The organism is Vogesella indigofera, assembly GCF_028548395.1.
In the GTDB taxonomy this organism is placed as follows: Bacteria; Pseudomonadota; Gammaproteobacteria; order Burkholderiales; family Chromobacteriaceae; genus Vogesella; species Vogesella indigofera_A.
On the sequence record NZ_JAQQLA010000003.1, the window covers coordinates 211,559 to 234,251 of the forward strand.

At 63.5% G+C, this 22,693-nt stretch carries 21 protein-coding genes; 9 read left to right on the plus strand and 12 right to left on the minus strand.

What is annotated here, in order from left to right:
- Positions 1 to 75: 75 nt before the first annotated feature.
- The 12 genes from PQU89_RS03005 to PQU89_RS03060 all read right to left on the minus strand — a co-directional run bounded on the left by PQU89_RS03005 (position 76) and on the right by PQU89_RS03060 (position 13,027).
- The gene (locus tag PQU89_RS03005; RefSeq protein ID WP_272757718.1) at positions 76 to 813 is read right to left on the minus strand and encodes a peptidylprolyl isomerase; all 738 of its coding nucleotides are present in this window, start codon (positions 811 to 813) and stop codon (positions 76 to 78) included.
- Positions 814 to 1,134: 321 nt separating this feature from the next.
- Positions 1,135 to 2,028 (minus strand): histone deacetylase family protein, encoded by an 894-nt coding sequence (locus PQU89_RS03010; protein ID WP_272764549.1) that lies wholly within the window; start codon positions 2,026 to 2,028, stop codon positions 1,135 to 1,137.
- Entirely contained in the window at positions 2,028 to 2,249 is a 222-nt protein-coding gene (locus PQU89_RS03015) for a DUF1653 domain-containing protein (protein ID WP_272764550.1), read from the minus strand. Before PQU89_RS03015 ends, PQU89_RS03010 begins: the two co-directional genes overlap by 1 nt.
- Positions 2,250 to 2,320: 71 nt before the next feature.
- Positions 2,321 to 2,641: a hypothetical protein gene (locus tag PQU89_RS03020; protein ID WP_272764551.1), complete on the minus strand. Its 321-nt coding sequence runs from the start codon at positions 2,639 to 2,641 to the stop codon at positions 2,321 to 2,323.
- A gap of 52 nt (positions 2,642 to 2,693) precedes the next feature.
- Positions 2,694 to 6,143, minus strand: coding sequence for a DNA polymerase III subunit alpha (gene dnaE / locus PQU89_RS03025; protein WP_272764552.1), 3,450 nt, complete (start codon positions 6,141 to 6,143; stop codon positions 2,694 to 2,696).
- A 98-nt stretch (positions 6,144 to 6,241) separates the two neighbouring features.
- Positions 6,242 to 6,532 (minus strand): hypothetical protein, encoded by a 291-nt coding sequence (locus PQU89_RS03030; RefSeq protein ID WP_272757712.1) that lies wholly within the window; start codon positions 6,530 to 6,532, stop codon positions 6,242 to 6,244.
- Positions 6,533 to 6,633: 101 nt separating this feature from the next.
- On the minus strand, positions 6,634 to 7,722 hold the full coding sequence (locus PQU89_RS03035) for a TRAP transporter substrate-binding protein (protein ID WP_272764553.1): 1,089 nt from the start codon (positions 7,720 to 7,722) through the stop codon (positions 6,634 to 6,636).
- A 130-nt stretch (positions 7,723 to 7,852) separates the two neighbouring features.
- Positions 7,853 to 9,343, minus strand: a complete 1,491-nt coding sequence (locus tag PQU89_RS03040) for a TRAP transporter large permease (protein WP_272764554.1) — start codon at positions 9,341 to 9,343, stop codon at positions 7,853 to 7,855.
- The gene (locus PQU89_RS03045; RefSeq protein WP_047966020.1) at positions 9,340 to 9,891 is read right to left on the minus strand and encodes a TRAP transporter small permease subunit; all 552 of its coding nucleotides are present in this window, start codon (positions 9,889 to 9,891) and stop codon (positions 9,340 to 9,342) included. The genes PQU89_RS03040 and PQU89_RS03045 overlap by 4 nt, the downstream gene beginning before the upstream one ends.
- 135 nt (positions 9,892 to 10,026) lie before the next feature.
- The gene (locus PQU89_RS03050) at positions 10,027 to 10,599 is read right to left on the minus strand and encodes a hypothetical protein (protein ID WP_272764555.1); all 573 of its coding nucleotides are present in this window, start codon (positions 10,597 to 10,599) and stop codon (positions 10,027 to 10,029) included.
- Positions 10,600 to 10,604: 5 nt separating this feature from the next.
- Complete coding sequence (locus PQU89_RS03055; protein ID WP_272764556.1) at positions 10,605 to 11,114, minus strand: C40 family peptidase; 510 nt, start codon at positions 11,112 to 11,114, stop codon at positions 10,605 to 10,607.
- Positions 11,111 to 13,027 (minus strand): ATP-binding cassette domain-containing protein, encoded by a 1,917-nt coding sequence (locus PQU89_RS03060; RefSeq protein WP_272764557.1) that lies wholly within the window; start codon positions 13,025 to 13,027, stop codon positions 11,111 to 11,113. The genes PQU89_RS03055 and PQU89_RS03060 overlap by 4 nt, the downstream gene beginning before the upstream one ends.
- Before the next feature lie 144 nt (positions 13,028 to 13,171).
- Between PQU89_RS03060 and PQU89_RS03065 the strand changes: the two genes are divergently transcribed.
- From PQU89_RS03065 to PQU89_RS03105, 9 genes are all read left to right on the plus strand, one after another.
- A complete protein-coding gene (locus tag PQU89_RS03065) occupies positions 13,172 to 13,534 on the plus strand; it encodes a hypothetical protein (RefSeq protein WP_272757706.1) in 363 nt (120 codons plus the stop codon).
- Positions 13,535 to 13,545: 11 nt separating this feature from the next.
- Complete coding sequence (locus tag PQU89_RS03070) at positions 13,546 to 13,947, plus strand: protein YgfX (protein ID WP_272764558.1); 402 nt, start codon at positions 13,546 to 13,548, stop codon at positions 13,945 to 13,947.
- Positions 13,948 to 13,953: 6 nt separating this feature from the next.
- The gene (gene folC / locus PQU89_RS03075) at positions 13,954 to 15,222 is read left to right on the plus strand and encodes a bifunctional tetrahydrofolate synthase/dihydrofolate synthase (RefSeq protein WP_272764559.1); all 1,269 of its coding nucleotides are present in this window, start codon (positions 13,954 to 13,956) and stop codon (positions 15,220 to 15,222) included.
- A gap of 9 nt (positions 15,223 to 15,231) precedes the next feature.
- Positions 15,232 to 15,990, plus strand: coding sequence for an SPOR domain-containing protein (locus PQU89_RS03080; RefSeq protein WP_272764560.1), 759 nt, complete (start codon positions 15,232 to 15,234; stop codon positions 15,988 to 15,990).
- Positions 15,987 to 16,478: a CvpA family protein gene (locus PQU89_RS03085; protein ID WP_272764561.1), complete on the plus strand. Its 492-nt coding sequence runs from the start codon at positions 15,987 to 15,989 to the stop codon at positions 16,476 to 16,478. Before PQU89_RS03080 ends, PQU89_RS03085 begins: the two co-directional genes overlap by 4 nt.
- 72 nt (positions 16,479 to 16,550) lie before the next feature.
- Positions 16,551 to 18,095 carry an amidophosphoribosyltransferase gene (purF, locus tag PQU89_RS03090; RefSeq protein ID WP_272764562.1) on the plus strand — a complete coding sequence of 515 codons (1,545 nt, stop codon included), beginning with the start codon at positions 16,551 to 16,553 and terminating at the stop codon, positions 18,093 to 18,095.
- Between the two features lie 89 nt (positions 18,096 to 18,184).
- Positions 18,185 to 19,366 (plus strand): O-succinylhomoserine sulfhydrylase, encoded by a 1,182-nt coding sequence (locus tag PQU89_RS03095; RefSeq protein WP_272764563.1) that lies wholly within the window; start codon positions 18,185 to 18,187, stop codon positions 19,364 to 19,366.
- A 192-nt stretch (positions 19,367 to 19,558) separates the two neighbouring features.
- Positions 19,559 to 20,194, plus strand: a complete 636-nt coding sequence (locus PQU89_RS03100) for a TetR/AcrR family transcriptional regulator (protein ID WP_047966096.1) — start codon at positions 19,559 to 19,561, stop codon at positions 20,192 to 20,194.
- 112 nt (positions 20,195 to 20,306) lie between these two features.
- Complete coding sequence (locus PQU89_RS03105; protein ID WP_272764564.1) at positions 20,307 to 22,682, plus strand: acyl-CoA dehydrogenase; 2,376 nt, start codon at positions 20,307 to 20,309, stop codon at positions 22,680 to 22,682.
- Positions 22,683 to 22,693: the final 11 nt, after the last annotated feature.

Sequence of the window (22,693 nt, forward strand, 5' to 3'; positions counted from 1 at the left end):
GCCTGCAATGAAACAGAAAAACGCCCCCGTACGGCAAGTGCCGTAACGGGGGCGTTCACGTTCGGATGACGGGGCTTAGTTCAGGCCCGGCATGGTGTAGCCTTCGATCTTGGCGGCGCTGACCAGCTTGGTCAGGTAGTCGTGCATCGCCTGACGGCCAGCCATTTCGTTCAGGTACTGCCCCAGGCGATCCTTGATGTCTTCAAAGGCGATCTGGCCACCTTCGTTGCGCTGGTTGACCTGGATGATGTGGTAGCCGAACTGGGTTTCCACCAGGTTCGGGGTGATCTGGCCGGCGTCGGTACCGAATACCGCCTGTTCGAATTCCGGCACCATCTGGCCGCGGCCGAATTGGCCGAGATCGCCGCCCTGCTTGCCGGACGGGCAAGTGGAGTGCTCGCGTGCCAGATCGGCAAAGCGCGACGGGTTGGCCTGAACTTCAGCCAGCACGCCTTCCGCCTTGGCGCGGGCCAGGGTGGCGGACAGCTCGTCGCCGCTACCCAGCGGGAACAGGATGTGGCTGGCCTTGGCGCTGTCGCCTTGCTTGAATTGCTGCTGGTTGGCTTCGTAGTAGGCGATGCAGGCGGCTTCGTCGGCCGGAACGAATTGCAGTTCCTTGTCGAGCAGGGCGCCAATGGCCTGGCCTTCGTTGGCGGTATCAAAGCCGCTTTCCTGAGCCTTTTGCAGCAGCAGCTGGTGCAGTACCAGTTGCTGGATCGCGGCGTCGCGCGGGCTAGGGGTATCGGCGTGGTTTTCCAGCTCGGCTTGTACCATTGCGTCGGTAATTTCAACGCCGTTAACGATGATGGCCATGAGGTGTCCTGTCTGATGGTGGCACCGTGGTGCCGGTTTTGAAATAAGTGCAATGCAGGTGGGGCTGACGGCAGGAATCTCAATCCCGTGCTGCCGATTTCTCTGCCGCCGCTTGCGGCCAACCTTGTGCTGGGGATGCGCTGCAAGGCCGGGTGCGGCATTCGGCCGTCGCCAGACGGCGGCCCCGTAAAACTGCGCGCCATCTTAGCACGCGCGGCTCGCCTTTCCTTGTCGCGTGTCACGCGGATGCGTCTGCAGCTGGCTGGCCTTGCCAGTACCGCTGGCCGCGTTGGCGGCGACAGGGTTTAGCGCGGGTTGGCGCTACTGTTGCTGGCAGGCCAGTACCGCGCGCACGGTATTGAGGTGGATGGCGACGGTGTCGCTGATCGGCTCCGCGTAGCCGCCAGCCATCACCACCGCCAGCGGCCACTGTCGCGCCTCGCACAGCGCCAGCACCTGCGCGTCGCGCGCCTGCAGTCCGGCCATGCTCAGCTGCAGTCGTCCGAGGCGGTCGCCCTGGTACGGGTCGGCGCCGGCAAGGTAGAACACGATATCCGGCACAAAGTTGGCCGCAAGCTGCGCCAGCGCCGGTGCCAGTGCCGCGAGATAGACCACGTCGCCGCAGTCGTCGGCAAGGTCGACATCCAGCGTCGACGGGCTGCGGCGAAACGGAAAGTTCCTGGCGCCGTGCAGCGACAGCGTGAACACCGAGGCGTCGCCGGCGAAGATGGCGGCGGTGCCGTTGCCCTGGTGCACGTCGAGATCGATCACCGCCGCGCGGCGGATGCGGCCTTCCTGTTGCAGCACGCGGATGGCGACCGCGACATCGTTGAACACGCAGAAGCCGCTGCCCTGCTGGCAGTTGGCGTGATGGGTGCCGCCGGCCAGATTGATGCCGTGGCCGTGCAGCAGTGCCGAACGTGCCGCGGCGATGGTGGCGCCGGTGGAGCGGGCGCTACGCTCGACCAGTGCCGCGCTCCACGGCAGGCCGATCTCGCGCATGATCGCCGGGGCGATGCTGCCGTCGAGCATGGCCTGGATGTAGTCGGTATCGTGGGCCAGGGCCAGCTCCGCTGGCGTCGCCGCCGGTGCGGTCGCCATGTGTGCTGCGGCAATGGCCTCGACCGCGCTGGCCAGCAGCGCGTACTTCTCAGCCGGGAAACGGTGGCCGGCGGGGAGTGGCAGCGGGAACTGGTCGGTGCGGTAGATCTGCATCAGTCGGCCTTGAGCAGGGCGAAGCGCGGCACGCTGTGGCCGTCGATGGTGACTATTTCACGGAACATCGCCAGTGGCCGCACCCACAGCTTGCCTTCGCCGTACAGCGGGCGGTACACCACCAGCTGCTCGCCGCTTTCGGAGTGGGTGGCGACATCGATGACCTGGTACAGCTGGTCCTTATAGTGGCGATAGGTGCCGGGTACGACGGTGGTGGGCATGGCGGCTCAGGTGATAAAAGGGTGGTAAAGAGGGGGCAAGGTTGGCCGCAACGGCAGCCGTCGCCGGTGGCTTAGTCCGGCAGGTGGCAGCTGCGCCCCTGCTCCAGGTGTTTGACCGCGCTGACGATCAGGTAGTCCCGGCCATGGCGCGCATCGTACCTGGCAAACAGCGCAAGGTAGGTCGGCCGCTGCGGATCGAGGCCGGCACCAAGCAGGGTGGGAATCACCGGCTGCGGATTGTCTGTCGCATCGACCAGCAGGTAACGGCTCCTGGCTGCATCGCAGCGGGTCAGCACCAGTTGCGTGCCGTGGCGGCTGACGGTGCCGATGGATAGCTCGTTGCCCAGCGCCGGCAGGCTGCACAGCAGCAACAGGGTGGCAATACGCAGCATGGCATGCTCCTTGGTGACGGCGTGCGGCCAACGTTGGCCGCACGCGCCGTGCTTACCAGAGAACCTTGACGGTCTGTTCGCCCAGCCAGTCCTGCAGCGTCAGCAGCAGGCCGTCGTCGAGGCGCACGCCCCATTCCGGCGGCAGCATTAGGTCGCCGCGCGCCTGACCATTGTTGTAGCTGATGCGCACCGGGCAGCCGGCGTCCTCGCTGCGGTACGGTGTCAGGATGTTGCGCAGGGTGGTGACGTCGTGGCGCTTGTCCATCTGCACTGCCAGGCTGCGCGCGTAGCGGCTGCGTGCCTCGCCCAGCTCGTAGACGTTGTCGGCGATGATGCGCAGGCCGCCGGAGAACTTGTCTTCGCTGACCTTGCCTTCCACCACCAGCACCACGTCGTCCTTCAGCCGGGTGCGGTTGGCGTCCACCGCTTCGGCAAACAGGCTGACCTCGATCTTGGCGGTGCCGTCGTCCAGCTGCACGAAGGCCATCTTGCCACGGTTGCCGACCTTGGTGCGGATGCCGGTGACGAAGCCGGCCAGGAGCTGCGGTTCGCGCTTGGGTGCCAGCCGGTTCAGCGGCGTCTTGATGAAGCCGCGGACCTCCTTCTCGTAGGCGGTGAACGGATGGCCGGACAGGTAGTAGCCGATGGCGATTTTTTCTTCCGACAGCTGTACCGCCGGCGTCCACGGCTTGCAGTCCACCATTTCCACGCCGGGGGCGATGTCGTCGTCGAACATGTCGAACAGGCCGCCCTGATTGGCGTTGGCCGCTTCCTGATCGGCGGCGGTCATCGCCAGGCCGACGTTGGCGAACAGACGAGCGCGGTTGGGGTCGATGCTGTCAAAGGCGCCGGCACGGATCAGCGATTCGATCACCCGCTTGTTGACCAGTTTCTTGTCGGTGCGCTGGCAGAAATCGAACAGGCTGGTAAATGGGCCGCTGTCGTTGCGCACCGCCACGATGTGATCGACGGCCGATTCGCCGGTGCCCTTGACCGCGCCCAGTGCGTAGCGGATGTGCTTGCGATCGACGGGCACGAAACGGTAGAAGCTGTGGTTGACGTCGGGCGGCAGGAATTTGAGGCCGTTTTTGCCATCGATACTGTCGTCGTAAAAAATCTTCAGCTGGTCGGTGTTATCCAGTTCCGACGACATGGTGGCGGCCATGAAGGCGGCGGTATGGTGCGCCTTCAGCCAGGCGGTCTGATAGGACACCACGGCATAGGCGGCAGTGTGCGACTTGTTGAAGCCGTACTCGGCAAACTTGGCCATCAGGTCGAACAGCATTTCCGCGAGCTTGGGGTCGTACCCCTTGACCTTGGCGCCCTCGGCGATCTTGCCGCGGTGTTCGGCCATCTCTTCCGGCTTTTTCTTGCCCATCGCGCGGCGCAGCATGTCGGCACCACCGAGGGTGTAGCCGCCGATGATCTGCGAGATCTGCATCACCTGTTCCTGGTACACGATCACGCCGTAGGTCGGATCGAGACAGGCCTGCAGGTCGGGGTGGTAGTAGTCCACCTCCTGCTTGCCGGCCTTGCGCAGGATGAAGTCGTCCACCATGCCGGAGCCGAGCGGGCCGGGGCGGTACAGCGCCAGTACCGCAATGATGTCTTCGAAGCGGTCCGGCTTCAGCTTTTCCAGTAGCCGCTTCATGCCGTCCGATTCAAGCTGGAACACGCCGGTGGTATTGGCCTGCTGCAGCACCTTGTAGGCGGCCGGATCGGTGAACTCCAGCAGGTTGATGTCGGTGGTGAAGCTGGGGTCCAGCGCCTTGATGTAGCGCACCGCCAGGTCGATGATGGTCAGGTTGCGCAGGCCGAGGAAGTCGAACTTCACCAGCCCGATCTGCTCCACGTCGTCCTTGTCGTACATCGATACCGGCACGGTGTCGTCGCCGGCCGCCTGGTACAGCGGGCAGAAGTCGGTCAGCTTGCCCGGCGCGATCAGCACGCCACCGGCGTGCATGCCGATGTTGCGGGTCATGCCTTCCAGCTTTTTCGCCAGTTCCCACAGCTCGCGCAGTTCTTCCTCGTTCTCCAGCCGCTGCTTCAGCACCGGCTCCATCTCCACCGCGTCGTCCAGCGAGTACTGCTTGCCCGGCGCCGCCGGGATCAGCTTGGACACGCCGTCGCAGAACATGTAGGGCAGGTCCAGCACGCGGCCAACGTCGCGCACTACCGCCTTGGCCGCCATGGTGCCGAAGGTGGCGATCTGCGACACGGCCTCGGCGCCGTAGGCCTGGCGCACGTACTCGATCACGCGGTAGCGGTTGTCCTGGCAGAAGTCGATGTCGAAGTCGGGCATCGATACCCGTTCCGGGTTGAGGAAGCGCTCGAACAGCAGCGCGTAGGCCAGCGGGTCGATGTCGGTGATGCCGAGGCTGTAGGCGACTAAGCTACCGGCACCGGAGCCGCGACCCGGCCCCACCGGGCAGCCGTTGTTCTTGGCCCAGATGATGAAGTCGGCCACGATCAGGAAGTAGCCGGGGAAGCCCATGTCGATGATGGTCTTGCACTCGATTTCCAGGCGGGCGTCGTACTCCGGGCGCCGGGTGGCGCGAACCTCCGGATCGGGGAACAGCTTCTCCAGCCGCGTTTCCAGCCCTTCGCGCGACAGGTGCACCAGATAGTCGTCCAGCGTCATGCCTTCCGGCGTCGGGAAGTCCGGCAGGTAGTTCTTGCCCAGCTGCACGCTGATATTGCAGCGTCGGGCGATTTCGACGCTGTTTGCCAGCGCCTCCGGAATGTCGGCAAAGCGTGCCTGCATCTCGTCGCCGGACAGGAAGTACTGGCACTCGGCAAAGCTCTTCGGCCGCCGCTTGTCGGACAGGGTGTAACCCTCGGCGATGCACACCCGCGCCTCGTGCGCCTTGAAGTCGTCCGGCTCCATGAACTGGATCGGGTGGGTGGCCACCACCGGCAGCCCGGTTTCACCGGCCAGCCACAGCGTGGACTGCACGATGTTCTCGATCTGCTGGTTGTCGAGGCGCTGCAATTCAAGGTAGAAGCCGCCGGGGAACAGGCGCGCCCAGTACTCGGCGCGGGCGCGGGCCTCGTCGGGGTTGCCGTTGGTGAACGACACGCCGATATCGCCGAGATGGGCGCCGGACAGGCACAGCAGGTTGCTGTTGTCGCCGTGTTCCAGCCATTCGCGCTTGATCTCGGCGCGGCCGCGGTACTGGTTGCCGGTGTAGGCGGCGGCCAGCAGCTCGGACAGACGGCCGTAGCCGGCGCGGTTTTTCACCATCAACATCAGGCGGAACGGCTTGTCGCGATCGTCTTCGTTCTCCAGCCAGATGTCGCAGGACACGATTGGCTTGATGCCCTTGTTGCGGCAGGTCTTGTAAAACTTGACCATGCCGAAGATGTTCATCAGGTCCGACATGCCCAGCGCCGGCATGCCATCCTTGACGGCGCGCTTGACGGCGTCATCAAGGCGCACGATGCCGTCGCTGATGGAGAATTCGGAATGGAAGCGGAGGTGGACGAAGCGCGGTGAGTTCATCGCGCCATTGTAGCGGGGCAGGGCACGGGCGTCATGCCCTGTTGCCCGTGCATGGCATGCCGTACTGCGTCAGCCGGCGCGGTGCGGTGAGCAGCGACTCATGGCCGCAGTTGCGGCGGATCGTCGGGGTAGGCTTCGGAGTCCACCCGTGGTGGCTGGAAGCCGTTGATCTGGCGGGCGGATTTTTCCAGCAGCAGTACGATGCTGGTGTTGAGCGCGCCAAAGCCCCAGGCGATCAGGAAGAATACCGAGTAGGCGGACAGCTTGTCGGCAAACAGCTGCGCGCCGTGCAGGGTCAGCTCCTGCGGGTCGAAGATCGAGAAGAACAGGCCGGTGGCGAGCGCGGCAATGATGAAGGATGGCCAGAACAGCAGGATGGCTTGGCGCATGATGGTGGTACCCCGGTGGTTGCCTCATTTCAGCCTAGCGGCCGCCACCGCAAAAAGCAAAAACCGCGCATGACGCGCGGTTTTTGCGGGGGCTGGCAGCCTTACTTGACGCGGTTGGCGTACATGAAGTTTTCCATCTTGCTTTCGGCAAGGTTGGACCAGCCGTGCTGCAGGGTGCGGAATTTCTTCCACTCGGTATAGATCTTCCGGAAGTCCGGGTTCTTGGCAGCCTCCTGCTCGTACAGTTCGAACGCCGCCTTTTGGGCTGCCTTCATTACGTCGGCCGGATACTGGTGCAGCTTGGTGCCTTTTTGCAGCAGGCTGACCAGTGCCACCGGGTTCTTGGCGTCGTACTCGGCCTGCATGCTGAGGTTGGCTTCGGCAGCGGCGGCTTCGAAGGCGGCCTTGTACTCGGCCGGCAGCTTGTCCCACTCCTTCTTCGAGACATAGAACGACACGTTCGGACCCGGCTCCCAGAAGCCCGGGTAGTAGTAGTGCTTGGCGACCTTGTAGAAACCGAGCTTCTCGTCGTCGTAGGGACCGACCCATTCGGTGGCGTCGATGGTGCCTTTTTCCAGTGCCGGGTAGATGTCGCCACCAGCCAGGGTTTGCGGTACCGCGCCCAGCTTGGCCATGATCTCGCCGCCGAAGCCCGGAATGCGCATCTTCAGGCCCTTGAGATCGGCCAGCGACTTCACTTCGTTGCGGAACCAGCCGCCCATCTGGGTGCCGGTGTTACCGCCCGGGAAGTTGACGATGTTGTACTTGGCGAAGAACTCGCGCAGCAGCGGCATGCCGCCACCGTAGTACAGCCACGCGTTCTGCTGGCGCGAGGTCAGGCCGAACGGCATGGTGGTGTCGAAGGCGAAGGTCTTGTTCTTGCCGACGTAGTAGTAGCTGCAGGTGTGACCACACTCGACGGTGCCGTTCTGCACCGCATCCAGCACCTGGGTGCCGGGCACGATCTCGCCGCCCGGGAAGCTGCGGATCTGGAACTTGCCGCCGGTCAGCTCGGCCACGCGCTTGGACAGCTGCTCGGCGCCACCGTAGATGGTGCCCAGGCTTTTCGGAAAGCTGGAAGCCAGGCGCCAGCGGATGGTCGGGCCTTCGGCGGCCAGTACCGGTGCCGATACCCCGGCGCCTACCAGGCCGGCCGCACCGGCTTTCTTCAGAAACGAACGTCTTTCCACCTTGATCTCCTTTGTGTTGTGCTTGCTGTGTGTCCCGGGCGATGCGTGCCGCCAGAGGATGTTATCGGTATTACGGTTATGCTTTTGCGAGCGAGGCATATTGCCACTGGCATGATGCCCCGCTTGCCGCTTATTGGCCAGTCAGTTCCTTGAGCAGTGCGTCCGACTGCTGGCTGTCGCTCTCGCCGGCGGAGGCTTCGCTGGCCGGGATCTCGATGCCCTGCGGCAGGTCGCTGCTTGGTGCCGCTTCCATCTGCTGCATGATCGACGCCGCATCGTCGGCGTTGGTCTTCACCTCGGCGTGCAGCGAGCCGGTGACCAGCCCCGGGAAGGCGATCAGGGCGCCGACCATGATCAGCTGCATCACCACGTAAGGTACCGCTCCCCAGTAGATTTGCGTGCTGCGAACTTCCTTCGGTGCCACGCTGCGCAGGTAGAACAGCGCGAAGCCGAACGGTGGGTGCATGAACGAGGTCTGCATGTTTACCGCCAGGATCACGCCGAACCAGACCAGATCGATGCCGAGGTTCTGCGCCACCGGCGCCAGTAACGGCACCAGGATGAAGGCGATCTCGAAGAAGTCGAGGAAGAAGGCGAGGAAGAACACCATGATGTTGACGGTGATCAGGAAGCCGGTGGCACCGCCGGGCAGGCTGGTGAGCAGGTGCTCGACCCATTTATCGCCGTCAACGCCGAGGAAGGCGATGCGGAACACGCGGGCGCCGATCAGGATGAACACCACGAAGGTGGACAGCTTGACGGTGGAATCCATCGCCTGCTTCAGCAGCGAAGTGTCCAGACGGCGGTTCATCATCGCCAGGATGATGGCGCCGACCGCGCCCATGGCGCCGCCCTCGGTCGGGGTGGCAATGCCGAGGAAGATGGTGCCCAGTACCAGGAAGATCAGCAGCAGCGGCGGAATCATCACCAGCACCACGCGCTTGCCCAGTGCCGCGCCGCGCAGGGTGCGGGCCTCCGGTGGCAGCGCCGGTACCCACTGCGGTTTCACCAGTGACACCATGAAGATGAACACGGCGTAGAACGCGCACAGCAGCAGGCCGGGCAGCATGGCGCCGGTGTACATGTCACCGACCGAGGTGCCCAGCTGGTCGGCCAGCACGATCAGCACCAGCGACGGCGGGATGATCTGCGCCAGCGTGCCGGAGGCGGCGATCACACCGGTGGCGATGCGGGTGTCGTAGCCGTAGCGCAGCATGATCGGCAGCGAGATCAGCCCCATCGAGATCACCGAGGCGGCCACCACGCCGGTGGTGGCCGCCAGCAGTGCGCCGACGAAGATCACCGCGTAGGCGATGCCGCCACGCATGGTGCCAAACAGCTGGCCGATGGTGTCCAGCATGTCTTCCGCCAGTCCGGAGCGTTCCAGGATCAACCCCATGAAGGTGAAGAACGGGATCGCCAGTAGCGTGTCGTTGCGCATGATGTCGTAGACCTGATTGGGCAGGGCCTGCAACAGCTCGGGGCGCAACAGATCGAAGTGGATGCCGATCCAGCTGAACAGCAGGCCGACAGCGGACAGGGCAAAGGCAACCGGGTAGCCGATCAGCAGAAAGAAGATCAGCGACACGAACATGATCGGGGCCATCAGATCGAGACTCATACCGGCTCCTTGTGCGGATCGTTGGACTTGATGGCCGGATTGGGAATCAGGCCCTGCAGGAAGGCAACGCGCTTGATCAGCTCGGACAGGCCTTGCGCCATCAGCAGCGCAAAACCAACCGGGATCAACAGGAACACCGGCCAGCGCACCAGACCGCCGGCGTCGGACGACATCTCGCCGCTGTTCCAGGCGTCGATGAACATCGGCCAGCCGAAGCTGATCAGCAGGTAGCAGACCGGCATCAGGAACAGCAGGGTGCCGACAATGTCGACGACGGCCTGACCGCGCTCGGACAGCTTGCCGACCAGCAGATCAATGCGGATGTGTTCGTTCTTTTGCAGGGTGTAGGCGGCTGCCAGCAGGAAGATGGCAGAAAACAGGTACCACTGGATTTCCAGCAAGCCGTTCGAACTGATGTTGAACAGTTTGCGCACCACAGCGTTACCGGCGCTGATAAGCACGACCACCAGGACAAGCCAAGACGCAGCCTGACCGATGCGTGCGTTGATCGCGTCGATAAGACGCGACAAGGCAAGCAGCAATTGCACTGTTTTCTCCTATGTGTGTTGTGAGGCTCTGTGGCCTTGTTCTTTTGCGACGCTCTCCAACGTCGCCACCGTCTAGCGGTGTGTAACTATAAGAGCATAGTCATTTGCACTTGCAAAGCGGCATGACGTAAGGGATTACCCTTGCTTGTGCCAGCCCAGGGTCAGGCGCAGGTGGCCGGGCGGGGTGGTGATCGCTTTCAGCTGCAGGTGGCGGGCGAGGGATTTGCCGGGGAAGGTCTGTGTCCGCCAGCGTGTGGCCAGCGGCAAGTGGTCGAGGTGGACAACGATGTGTTGCGGCTGGATGTCGAGGAAAGCCAGCTCTGCGGCCAACCTTTGCAGCAGATGGCTGCCCAGGCCGGCATCCAGCGCCGTCAGCAGCAGGGTGCCGAGCGCGCGCCGGATCAGGCCGCTGTCCTGCGGCGTGCCCTGCAGGCGGTAGTGGATCAGCAGGGTGCGCTTTGGCCAGTCGAGCTCGCCGAAGTGGAAGAATAATTGCAGGCGTGCGCGCAGCGGCTGTTGTATATCCAGCTCCAGCACGCTTTCCTCAGGCTGCAACTGCAGGTCGAGTACCTGCAGTTGCTCGCTGTCGAGCTGCTGTTGCAGGCTGGCCAACAGCAGCGCCGCCGGCAGCGAGGCACCGTCGCGGTGCAGTTTGGGCAGCAGTGACTGCCACTGCTGCCAGCGTTGCCGCCAGGGCGCGGTGCTCATGGTGCTTAGCCGAACAGGGTGCGCGCACCCTCGAAGCGGCTGGCGAAGTAGCGGTTGTCCAGCCGGTCGACGCGGATCACGCTGTTGCTGCGCGGTGCGTGCACGAACTTGCCGTCGCCGATATAAAGCCCCATGTGCGAGAACGGCCGGTTCATGGTGTTGAAGAACACCAGATCGCCGACCTGCAGTTGGTGGTTGCCGATCGGTCGCGCCAGCGCCGCGATCTGTGCCGCATTGTGCGGCAGCTTGATGCCGGCGGCGTGCTGGTAGATGTAGGCCACCATGCCGCTGCAGTCGAGACCGGCCTCCGGGTTGCTGCCACCGAACTGGTAGTCGATATCGAGCAGGCTGAGGGTGTAGAGCAGGATTTCGCGGCTGACGCCGTCGGCCTTGAGCGCCGACAGGTTGCTTGCTGCCGGTGGACGCGGCTTGGGCTTGACGGCGGTTTTCGAGGGAGTGCTGGCGCAGCCCGCCAGCAGGGCGAGTAGCAAGAGGGCGGGCCAGCGGCGGGTCATGACTGTTTGCTCTCCAGGGTTTCCCAGCGTTCGAGCTTGTCCAGCAGCAGCAGTTCGATTTCCTCGATGCGCGCCTGCCACTGGCGCGCATCCTGCGGCGCATCGCGGTACACGTTCGGGTCCAGCAGCTTCTGGTTCAGTTCGGCCTGCTCGCCTTCCAGCGCCGCGATTTCCGCCGGTAGCCGTTCCAGTTCGCGCTTCTCATTAAAGCTCAGTTTTTGCGTGCGGTTGCTGCGATCGCGCTCGCTCTTGGCGGTTTCGACGTTGGCCGCAGCCTCCTTGCGCGGTGCCTCCTGCTTCAGCGCCGCCATGCGCGCCTTGGTGTCGAGCCAATCCTGGTAGCCGCCCGGATACTCTTCCAGCTTGCCGTTGCCCTCGAAGGCGATCACCTGCGTCACCACGTTGTCGAGGAAGGCGCGGTCGTGGCTGACCAGGAACACGGTGCCGTTGTACTGCTCGATCAGTTCTTCCAGCAGTTCCAGTGTATCGATGTCGAGGTCGTTGGTCGGTTCGTCCAGCACCAGCACGTTGGCCGGGCGGGTGAACAGTCGCGCCAGCAGCAGGCGGTTGCGTTCGCCGCCGGACAGCGACTTCACCGGGCTGCGCGCGCGCTGCGGCGAGAACAGGAAGTCTTCCAGATAGCTCATCACGTGCTTGCGCTGGCCGCCGATTTCGACGAAGTCGTTGCCCTGGCTGATGATGTCGGCGACGCTGGTTTCTTCGTCCAGCTGGGTGCGGAACTGGTCGAAGTAGGCGACTTCCAGCTTGGTGCCGCGCTTGATGCTGCCGCTGTCGGCTTCCAGCTCGCCGAGGATCAGCTTCAGTAGCGTGGTCTTGCCGGCTCCGTTGGGGCCGATCAGGCCGATCTTGTCGCCGCGCAGGATGCGGGTGGTGAAGTCGCGGATCAGTTGCTTGCCGTCAAAACCCTTGCTGACGTGCTCCAGCTCGGCTACCAGCTTGCCGGAGCGTTCACCGGCGTCGAGCTGGAAGTTGACCTGGCCGACCCGTTCGCGGCGCGAAGCACGTTCGCGGCGGATCTGTTCCAGACGGCGCACGCGGCCCTCGTTGCGGGTACGGCGTGCCTCGATGCCCTTGCGGATCCACACTTCTTCCTGTGCGTGGAACTTGTCGAACAGACGATTCTGTTCTTCCTCGATCGCCAGTTCTTCTGCCTTGCGCACCTGGTAGGCGCTGAAGCTGCCGGGGTAGCTGCGCAGGATGCCGCGATCCAGCTCGATGATGCGGGTGGCGACGTTGTCGAGGAAGCGGCGATCGTGGGTGATCAGCAGCACGCTGCCGCTGAAGTTCTTCATCAGCCCTTCCAGCCACTCGATGGCGCTCATGTCGAGGTGGTTGGTCGGTTCGTCCAGCAGCAGCACGTCCGGGCGCGAGGCCAGCGCACGCGCCAGCGCTACGCGTTTTTTCCAGCCGCCGGACAGGTCGCTGACCAGCGTATCCGGGTTGAGGTCGAGGTGCGACAGCGTGGTGCTGATCAGCGCGTCGAACTGCCAGCCGTCCCGCGCTTCCAGCTCTTGCTGGATGTGGGTCATGCGCGCCATCACCTGCTCATGGTTGGCCGCAGGGTCGGACAGCTGCTGGGTGATGTGGTGGTAGTCGGTGAGCAGCTGCTGCAGCTCGCCCAGCCCCTCGGCCACCGCCTCGAACACGGTGTGGCCCTCGCTGAACAGTGGCTCCTGCGGCACGTTGGCGACCTTGAGGTCGCCCTGCTGGTTGATGCGGCCGTCATCGAGCTTGATGCTGCCGGCAATCGCCTTCAGCAGCGACGACTTGCCGGCGCCGTTGCGGCCGATCAGGCCGACGACTTCGCCGGGCTCCAGCGAGAAATCCACTTTGTCGAGCAGGGCGTGGTGACCAAAGGCGAGGCAGGCTTTTTCTACGGTAATCAGGGCCATGATGGTATGCGGGAGGCTGTCTTCTTATTGCAATGGAGCGGATTGTAGCATGTGGCTGCATCGCCCTTCGCCTCGGGGGCGGTCGCTGTTACAATGCGCGCCAACCGAAGACCTGCGCTGCAGGTCAATGCGAAAGGATTTGCCATGTACTTTGTTGATCGCTCCGTTGCCGTTATCAAGCCCAAGGCCCCGTTTCTGGCGTGGCTGAATGCCGTACCGGACAACGACATGATCGAATTGTCGCTGGACGCGCTGCGTGCCGACTGCACGGTGATCCTTTTGCCCGAATTCGACGAGCCAGAAGAGGCGATCAGCCACATCGACGAGATGTTCGACAAGCTGTTTCGCATCGAGCTGTCGTCGTGGTACGAAGACGAGGCGCTGTGGCCGCAGGACCGCTCGCTGAAAACCTTCTGGGAGTGGTTCGACGTCGAGGTGCACTCCACGCTGCTGGACACCGTCGACGCCGACATCATGAATTCTCCGGTCGACGTTGACGAAGACTGACCGTCGCCGCGATGCACGCTAGCCGCGTCAGCCCCATTGCCGCCACGCTGGCACCGTCACGCCTCGCCGTCGCACTGGTGAGCGTGGCGCTGCTCATGCTGCTGGCGGCCGCGGGCTGTGGCTGGCAGGTACTGCGCCAGAGCGGCATGCTGCGGCCAACCTTCGACGGCTTTGCCGTCGACATGCGCGGTGTGCTGCAGTTGCAGCAGGGCGGCCGGAGCTGCCGTGTCAGCCTGCAGCCGGCCAGTGTCGCATTGCCGCTGCTGGTGGCGCTGTGCGTGAGCGACGACAACGGCCGCCGCCACCGGCTGCTGGTGTGGCCGGACGCGGTGCCGGCCGATACCCACCGCGCGTTGCGCGTCTATGTGCGCTGGTGCCGTGGCGCCGGCAACCCTGAAACCGAACGGATGTAATCAAGCATGGCAAGTTTTGACACTCTGAACGACTGGCTCTCCCATCTGGAATCGATCCACCCCGCCGCCATCGACATGGGCCTGGCGCGGGTCAGCGCGGTGCGCGAAGCGATGGGCTTGCGGCCAACGTTCCCGGTGGTGCTGGTCGGTGGCACCAACGGCAAGGGCTCGGTCTGCGCCATGCTGTCCACCATACTGGAGCGCGCCGGCTTCAAGGTCGGCACCTACTCCTCGCCGCACATCCTGCGCTACAACGAGCGCGTTGCCATCAATATGCAGCCGGTCAGCGACGAGCGCATCGTGCACAGCTTTGCCGCCATCGAGGCGGCGCGGGGCGACACCACGCTGACCTATTTCGAGTTCGGCACCCTGGCGGCGATGCACACCTTCATCGACGAACAGGTCGATGTCGCGGTGCTGGAGGTCGGCCTCGGCGGCCGTCTCGACGCGGTCAACATCTTCGAGCCGGAAGTGTCGGTGGTGGTCAGCGTCGATCTCGACCACCAGGGCTATCTCGGCGACACCCGCGAGCTGGTCGGCTTCGAGAAGGCCGGCATCTTCCGCGCTGGCAAGCTGGCGATCTGCGCCGACCCCAATCCGCCGCAAAGCCTGCTGCAGCATGCGGCCAACCTTGGCGCCGATCTCAAGCTGGTCGGCAAGGATTTCGGCATCACCCGTCTCGATCACCAGTGGTCGTTCCACATGGGCGAGGTGCACCGCCACGCCTTGCCGGTACCGGCGCTGCGCGGCGAGTACCAGATGATCAACGCCGCGGCGGCACTGGCGGCGCTGGAAGGACTGCGGCCGCTGCTGCCGGTCGGCATCGGCGCCATCAAGCGCGGCCTGCTGGAAGTCGACTGGCCGGGCCGCTTCCAGGTGCTGCCGGGACGGCCGCTGACCATACTCGACGTCGGTCACAATCCGCACGCCGCACGCGCGCTGGCCGACAGCCTGAAGCGCATGGCCTACGCGCAGAACCGCTTTGCGGTGTTCTCGATGCTGTCGGACAAGGACCTGCCGGCGGTGGTGGCGGCGCTGAAGGACGAGTTCGACGAGTGGTTCGTCGGCGGTCTGGATATGCCGCGTGGCCAAACTGCCGCGGCATTGGCAAGCCAGCTGCATGCGCAGGGCGTGGCCAAGGTGAAACCGTTCGCCAGCGTCGCCGATGCGTGGCACGCGGCTTTATCGGCGGCAGGGGAGAATGATAGAATCGTGGTCTTTGGATCATTCCATACCGTCGCCGAAGTGATGGCCGCGAAATCCACTCACGCCTGAGGACGCCAGATGTCTCTTTCCGCACACGATGAACTGCTGATGCTGCGCAAACGGGCGCGTCGCCGCCTGGTCGGCGCCATCGTGCTGGTGCTGGTGGCCACCACCGTGTTGTGGAATGTGCTGGATGCGCTGCCGGAGCAGGAAATGAAGCCCGAGCAGGTAGAGATCTCCGGCCTGCCGGCCTCGGCACCGACGCCGGCCCCGGTCGCACTGCCGCCGGTGGCGGCCTCGGCGCCGCTGGAAACCGACATTCTCGCCACGCTGCCGCCGGAAGACAGCGTGCTGGCACCACCGCCCGCCGCCGAGGCCAGTCGTCCGCCGGCTGTCGTGCCGGCGGCCCCGGTTGCAGCGGTGACACCACCCGTAGTGCCGAAAGCGGCAGAACCGAAGCCGGCCGAGCCGAAACCGGTGGTGCCGAAAGTGGCCGACAAGAAGGCCGAGCCGGTAGCCGCGGAGAAGAAGGCGGCGCCGGACCCTGCGGCGATTCTGGAAGGGCGCGAGGCGGAGGCACCGCGCGCCGTCACGCCAGCGGCGACTGCCGAAAAATACCAGGTACAGCTGGCCGCGCTGTCCGATGCGGACAAGATCAGCGCGCTGAAGCAGCGCCTGTCCGCCGTCGGCGTTGCCGCCCGTTTCAGCAAGGTGCAGACCAGCAAGGGCGAGGTGACACGGGTGCGTGTCGGCCCGTTCGGCAGCCGTGCCGAAGCCGATGCTGCGTTGCGTAAACTGGAACGAGCCGGCGTGTCGGGAATTATCGTCACCAAATGATGCTGACGGCTCTTGACTGGCTGATTCTTGCCATCATCTTTGGTTCCATGGCCGTAGCGCTGTTCCGCGGTCTGGCCGCCGAGCTGCTGTCGCTGTGTTCGTGGCTGCTGGCGTTCTGGGTGGCACGCAGTTTCGCCCCGGATCTGGCCGGCTTCATGCCTTTGGGTGGGCAGGGTATACAGTTGATTGCGGCCTTTGTGGTTTTGCTGTTGCTGACCTGGTTGGCAACAGCGCTGTTTCGCGTGACCCTGACCGCGCTGATTGATGCGGTCGGTCTGGGTGGCGTCAACCGTTTTCTTGGTGTCGTGTTCGGCCTGGCCCGTGGCCTGCTGCTGGTCACGGTGCTGGTGATGCTGGGTGGGATGAGTACCATGCCGCAACAGAGTTTTTGGCACGATGCCTTGCTGGTACAGCCTTTCGAGACGGTGGCGATGGCTGCCCGACCGTGGCTGCCGGATACGCTGGCGCAAGCGGTGCACTTTTTTTAGCAGTACCAAGAGGGGTGATGGCGCGATCCGCTGTCACCCCTTGTTTTTACTCGTGTAGTCTGGGGATGAGCTATGTGTGGAATTTTGGGGGTGGTGGGTCAGTCACCCGTAAACCAGCTGTTGTATGACGGTTTGCAATTGTTGCAGCACCGTGGTCAGGACGCAGCCGGGATTGTTACGGCCAATGGCAAGACCTTTCACATGCACAAGGGCAGCGGCCTGGTGCGGGACGTGTTCCGCACCCGCAACATGCGGTCGCTGTTCGGTAATGCAGGCATTGGTCATGTGCGCTACCCCACAGCCGGCTCGGCATCCAGCCTGGCCGAGGCGCAGCCGTTCTATGTCAACTCGCCGTTCGGTATCGTGCTGGCGCACAACGGCAACCTGACCAATACCGACGAACTGAAGCAGGACATGTACCGCAATGACCTGCGCCATATCAACACCAACTCCGACTCGGAAGTGCTGCTCAACGTGTTCGCGCACGAGATCGCGGCCCGCGTCGAGAACGCGACGCTGACCGCGGATGCGGTATTCGGGGCGGTGGAGGCGGTGCATCGTCGCGTCAAGGGCGCCTACGCTGTGGTGGCGATGATCGCCGGTTACGGCCTGGTGGCGTTCCGCGATCCGCATGGCATCCGTCCGATGGTGATGGGTGCCACCGAGGTCGACGGCAAGGCCGAGTACATGTTCGCCTCCGAATCGGTGGCGCTGGACTGTTCCGGCTTCAAGGTGCTGCGCGACGTGCAGCCGGGCGAGTGCGTGTACGTCACCTTTGACGGCGACATGCAGGCGCGCATCTGTGCCGAGAACACCCAGCTCGCACCGTGCCTGTTCGAGTACGTGTACTTTGCGCGTCCGGATTCGGTGATCGACGGCGTGTCGGTGTACCAGTCGCGTCTGGTGATGGGTGAGATGCTGGCCGAGAAAATCCGTCGCCAGTACGCAGACATCGATATCGACGTGGTGATCCCGATTCCGGATTCCAGCCGCCAGAGCGCGATGCAGCTGGCCAATGCGCTGGGTCTGCCGTACCGCGAAGGCTTCATCAAGAACCGCTATATCGGACGTACCTTCATCATGCCGGGGCAGGCGGTACGCAAGAAGTCGGTACGCCAGAAGCTGAACCCGGTGCCGCTGGAATTCGCTGGCCGCAACGTGCTGCTGGTGGACGATTCCATCGTGCGCGGCACCACCTCCAAGGAAATCGTGCAGATGGCGCGCGACTCCGGCGCCAAGAAGGTGTACTTCGCCTCGGCGGCACCGGCGGTGCGCTTCCCCAACGTCTACGGTATCGACATGCCGACCCGTGCCGAACTGCTGGCCACCGGGCGCAACGACGCGCAGATCGCCGCCGAAATCGGCGCCGATGCGGTGATCTACCAGGAGCTGGAAGCGCTGGAACAGGCGGTACAGAGCCTGAACGGCGAACTGAACGTGTTCGAGGCCTCCTGCTTCAGCGGTTGCTACATCACCGGTGACATCAACGAAGCCTATCTCGATGCCATCGAGGCTGCACGCAAGAAGGGCAAGACGGCCAGCGAGCAGAAAGAGGAAGACAGCAGCAACCAGATGGTCGATCTCAACCTGAATGTTGCCGAACAAAACCTGATCTGAATTTCTATATAACGACAAGGGTTGGCTGTTGCGGCCAACCCTTGTTATTGTTGAAAGTCTTTCAGCCATACGCCGTACGAGAGCCCACCATGTCGCGCGAAGACACCTGTCCCCCCTTGCATCCCGAGACGCTGGCCATCCGCGCCGGCCGCGAAACCAGCGAATACCGCGAACACAGCCAGAGCCTGCACCTGACCTCCAGCTTCACCTTTGATACGGCCGCACAAGCCGCCGCCATGTTCATGGGCGAGATCGAAGGCTACACCTATTCCCGTTTTACCAATCCGACCGTCAGCGCTTTCCAGCAAAGGTTGGCCGCAATGGAAGGCGGCGAGCGCGCGATTGCCACCGCCAGCGGCATGGCCGCGATCCAGGCCACCATGCTGACCCTGCTCAAGGCCGGTGACCACGTGGTGTCGTCGCAGAGCCTGTTCGGCTCCACCATCAACCTGTTCAACGGCATTCTCGGCAAGTTCAATATCGAGACCAGTTATGTCGACGCCTCCGATCCTGAGGCGTGGCGGGCGGCGGTGAAGCCCAATACCAAGCTGTTCTTCCTGGAAACGCCGTCCAACCCGCTCACCGAGCTGGCCGACATCGCCGCCGTCGCCGACATCGCGCATGAAGCCGGTGCCTTGCTGGTGGTCGACAACTGCTTCTGTTCGCCGGCACTGCAGCAGCCGCTGCAGCTGGGCGCCGATCTGGTGGTGCACTCCGCCACCAAGTACCTCGATGGTCACGGCCGGGTGCTGGGCGGGGCGGTGGTCGGCAACGACAAGCTGATCGAACAGATCTACCTGCACGTGCGCACCGCCGGTCCGACCCTGGCCGCCTTCAATGCCTGGGTGCTGCTGTCCGGTCTGGAAACGCTGCACCTGCGCATGGAAAAGCACTCCGCCAATGCGCTGCAACTGGCTCGCTGGCTGGAACAGCAGCCGTCTGTGGCGCGCGTGTTCTACCCGGGGCTGGAAAGCCATCCGCAGTTCGCGCTGGCACAAAAGCAGCAGCGCAGCGGCGGTGCGGTGGTGTCGTTCGAAGTCAAGGGCGGCCGCGAGGCAGCCTGGCGGGTGGTGGACGCGGTGCAGGTCATTTCTCGCACCGCGAACCTCGGCGACGTCAAGACCACGCTGACCCATCCGGCATCGACCACTCACGCACGCATCACGCCGGAGGCGCGGGCGCGGGCCGGCATCAGCGAGGGACTGTTGCGGGTTGCCGTCGGTCTGGAGCATGTCGACGACCTGCAGGCGGATCTCGCTAGAGGCTTGTAATAAAAAACGTTTGTTTCAATCGAACGGCAGTCTAGACTAAGGGCTGCCGTTTTACTTGTGTTTACCGCGGGAGGCTTCAGGAATGCATTTCTTGACAGGCATCAAATTAAAACGTAAGTTTCAAACGCTTGTTCTAAAATCATGATGGACAAGGCGACGCAATTACTCAATCCGATGAAAGTGCAAGACGACATGGAAGTGAACAAACCCGATACCGCAACTCGGATACTCGATGTTGCCGAACGGCTGTTTGTCGAACATGGCTTCGAGGCCACCTCACTTCGCATGATCACACAGCAGGCTGAAGTCAACCTGGCCGCTGTGAACTACCACTTCGGTTCAAAGGATGCGCTGTTCGAGTCGGTATTCATGCGCAGGATCGGTCCGTTTGTGGCTGCCTGTCTGGCCGAACTCGACGCGCTGGAACAATCCGGACAAGCCCTGACCGCCGAGGCACTGGTACTGACCTTCATCAAGCCCTGCCTGATGTTGTCAAAAGACCCAACCAAGGGCGGGGCACTGTTTGTCCGCTTGATGTCGCGCACGCTGGTGGAAAATCACCGCCTGCTGCGCGAGGCACTGAACCAGCAGTACAGCGTGTTTGTACAGCGCTATACCAGTGCCTTCCAGGCAGCTTTGCCGCAGTTTGAAACCGAAGATATTGCCTGGCGCATGCATTTTGCCTTTGGCGTGATGTTCAATGCCTTCGCCGGTAATGATGTGCTGAAGATCTTTGTCCGCAGTCAGGTGGTTTCCGCCCGTGACCCGGACATGGTGGTCAAGCACCTGGTGCCTTTCGTCGTAGCGGGGTTGACGGCGCCCGTCTGATTGACTCCACGAGGTCAACACGAGGGTAACCATAATGACATCTGCTATTGTTCTGATCCTGCTGCTCGGGGCGCTCGCGTATTTCCGCGCTCCCGTTGTGGCATGGACTGTCGTGATCGCGGGCTGGCTTGCCAGCCTGCAGCCGGTTTGGGGCTGCCAGGTCCCGCTTGCGGTGTGGGCGCTGTTTGCCGTCATCGCGCTGGTGCTGAATCTGGTACCACTGCGCCGCGCCGTATTCACCGGTCCGGTGTTCTCCGTCTTCAAGAAAATCACCCCTGCCATGTCGCAGACCGAGCAGGAAGCGATCAACGCCGGTACCGTGTGGTGGGATCGCGACCTGTTCTCCGGCAAGCCGGACTGGAACCGCCTGCTGTCCTTCCCGGACCCGAAACTGACTGCCGAAGAGCAGGCGTTTCTGGATGGTCCGACCGAGCAGCTGTGCAAGATGGTCGACGACTGGAAAATCACCCACGAGCTGAAGGACCTGCCTGAGGACGTGTGGCAGTTCATCAAGGACAACGGCTTCCTGGGCATGATCGTCAAGAAGAAGTACGGCGGTCTGGAGTTCTCCAACTACGCGCACGCCAAGGTGGTGACCAAGATCGCCACCCGCGGCGGCACTGCCGCGGTGTCGGTGATGGTGCCGAACTCGCTCGGCCCTGGCGAACTGCTGCAGCACTACGGTACCGAGGCGCAGAAAGACTACTACCTACCGCGTCTGGCCAGGGGTGTGGAAGTGCCGTGCTTCGCGCTGACCAGTCCTTACGCTGGTTCCGATGCCGGCGCCATTCCCGACTACGGCATCGTTTGCCGCGGCAGCTACACCGATCCGCGCAGCGGCCAACGTTTTGACGACGTGCTCGGCCTGCGCGTGAGCTGGGAAAAGCGCTGGATCACGCTGGCGCCGGTGGCCACCATTCTCGGCCTCGCATTCAAGATGTACGACCCGGATCACCTGCTGGGTGACAAGGAAGAACTGGGCATCACCTGCGCGCTGGTGCCGACCGAGCACGAGGGCGTCTGCATTGGCCGTCGCCACTTCCCCGGTGGCGCCGCGTTCATGAACGGCCCGACCTGGGGCAAGGACGTGTTCATCCCGCTAGAGTGGATCATCGGCGGCCGCGAGTATGCCGGTCAGGGCTGGCGCATGCTGGTCGAGTGTCTGTCGGTAGGTCGCTGCATCTCGCTGCCGGCGATGTCGGTTGCCTCCGGCAAGGTGGCGTCCTACACCACCGGCGCCTACGCCCGCATCCGTGACCAGTTCGGCCTCTCCATCGGCAAGTTCGAAGGCGTGGACGAGGCGATGGCGCGCATCGGCGGCTTTACCTATCAGATGGAAGCATCGCAGGATCTGGCGCTGACCGGCCTCGATATCGGCGAAAAACCTTCGGTGCTGTCCGCGGTGCTGAAGTATCACAACACCGAGCGCATGCGCAAAACGCTGAACGACGCGATGGACATCCATGGCGGCAAGGCGGTAGTGCTGGGGCCGCGCAACTATCTGGCGCGTGCCTACCAGGCGATCCCGATCGCGATCACGGTGGAAGGCGCCAACATCCTGACCCGCTCGATGATCATCTACGGCCAGGGCGCCATCCGTTGCCATCCGTTCGTGCTGCGCGAGATGAAGGCGGCGATGAGCAATGACGCCACCGAGTTCGACAAGGCCATCACCGGCCACATTAACTTCGTGATCAGCAACGTGTTCCGCTCGCTGTGGATGGGCCTGACCGGCGCCAGGCTGGTTGGCAGCCCGAAAGGCGGCGAAGTGGCCGCCTACTACAAGCAGCTGACCCGTTTCTCCAGCGCCTTTGCGCTGCTGTCCGACATGGCGATGTTCAGCCTCGGCGGCTCGCTGAAATTCCGCGAGAAGCTGTCGGCGCGCCTGGGCGACATGCTGTCCAACCTGTATATCGCCTCTGCCTGCCTGAAGCGCTTCGAACGTGATGGCGCGCCGAAGGAAGACCTGCCGGTGCTGCAGTGGGCGGTGGAGAATGCGCTGTACGACCTGCAGCAGGCGATGGATGGCTTCCTGGCCAACTTGCCGAGCCGAACGTTGGCCGCAATCCTGCGCAAGGTGATCTTCCCGTGGGGACTGACCATGAAGCCGGCTAGCGACCACACCGGCACCAGGGTGGCACGGCTGCTGATGGAGCTGGGTCCGACCCGCGAACGGCTGACCCGTGGTATCTTCGCGCCGAGCGATGAATCTGATCCGCTCGGCGTGCTGGAGCCGGCGCTGAAAGCGATGCTGGAGACCGAGCCGCTGGAACAAAAGTTGCGCAAACTGGGGCGTGATGGCAAGTTCAAGACTGTCACCGCGCGTGAGCGGCTGGCGGAAGCGTTGCAGTCCGGCCAGATTACGCAGCAGGAATTTGACGCCGTGACGCGTGCGCGCAAGCTGAAGCGTGACGTGATCATGGTCGATGATTTCGACATGAAACTTGAGCAGCATGATGACAAAATGCTGCAGCGGCTGATCTTCTGATCGGCTAAACA

Excerpts from the sequence above, each read along its gene's own strand:
- PQU89_RS03005 (WP_272757718.1), bottom strand. The coding sequence starts at position 813 with ATGGCCATCATCGTTAACGGCGTTGAAATTACCGACGCAATGGTACAA.
- PQU89_RS03010 (WP_272764549.1), bottom strand. The coding sequence starts at position 2,028 with ATGCAGATCTACCGCACCGACCAGTTCCCGCTGCCACTCCCCGCCGGC.
- PQU89_RS03015 (WP_272764550.1), bottom strand. The coding sequence starts at position 2,249 with ATGCCCACCACCGTCGTACCCGGCACCTATCGCCACTATAAGGACCAG.
- PQU89_RS03020 (WP_272764551.1), bottom strand. The coding sequence starts at position 2,641 with ATGCTGCGTATTGCCACCCTGTTGCTGCTGTGCAGCCTGCCGGCGCTG.
- dnaE (WP_272764552.1), bottom strand. The coding sequence starts at position 6,143 with ATGAACTCACCGCGCTTCGTCCACCTCCGCTTCCATTCCGAATTCTCC.
- PQU89_RS03030 (WP_272757712.1), bottom strand. The coding sequence starts at position 6,532 with ATGCGCCAAGCCATCCTGCTGTTCTGGCCATCCTTCATCATTGCCGCG.
- PQU89_RS03040 (WP_272764554.1), bottom strand. The coding sequence starts at position 9,343 with ATGAGTCTCGATCTGATGGCCCCGATCATGTTCGTGTCGCTGATCTTC.
- PQU89_RS03050 (WP_272764555.1), bottom strand. The coding sequence starts at position 10,599 with ATGAGCACCGCGCCCTGGCGGCAACGCTGGCAGCAGTGGCAGTCACTG.
- PQU89_RS03055 (WP_272764556.1), bottom strand. The coding sequence starts at position 11,114 with ATGACCCGCCGCTGGCCCGCCCTCTTGCTACTCGCCCTGCTGGCGGGC.
- PQU89_RS03060 (WP_272764557.1), bottom strand. The coding sequence starts at position 13,027 with ATGGCCCTGATTACCGTAGAAAAAGCCTGCCTCGCCTTTGGTCACCAC.
- PQU89_RS03065 (WP_272757706.1), top strand. The coding sequence starts at position 13,172 with ATGTACTTTGTTGATCGCTCCGTTGCCGTTATCAAGCCCAAGGCCCCG.
- PQU89_RS03070 (WP_272764558.1), top strand. The coding sequence starts at position 13,546 with ATGCACGCTAGCCGCGTCAGCCCCATTGCCGCCACGCTGGCACCGTCA.
- folC (WP_272764559.1), top strand. The coding sequence starts at position 13,954 with ATGGCAAGTTTTGACACTCTGAACGACTGGCTCTCCCATCTGGAATCG.
- PQU89_RS03080 (WP_272764560.1), top strand. The coding sequence starts at position 15,232 with ATGTCTCTTTCCGCACACGATGAACTGCTGATGCTGCGCAAACGGGCG.
- PQU89_RS03085 (WP_272764561.1), top strand. The coding sequence starts at position 15,987 with ATGATGCTGACGGCTCTTGACTGGCTGATTCTTGCCATCATCTTTGGT.
- purF (WP_272764562.1), top strand. The coding sequence starts at position 16,551 with ATGTGTGGAATTTTGGGGGTGGTGGGTCAGTCACCCGTAAACCAGCTG.
- PQU89_RS03095 (WP_272764563.1), top strand. The coding sequence starts at position 18,185 with ATGTCGCGCGAAGACACCTGTCCCCCCTTGCATCCCGAGACGCTGGCC.
- PQU89_RS03100 (WP_047966096.1), top strand. The coding sequence starts at position 19,559 with ATGGAAGTGAACAAACCCGATACCGCAACTCGGATACTCGATGTTGCC.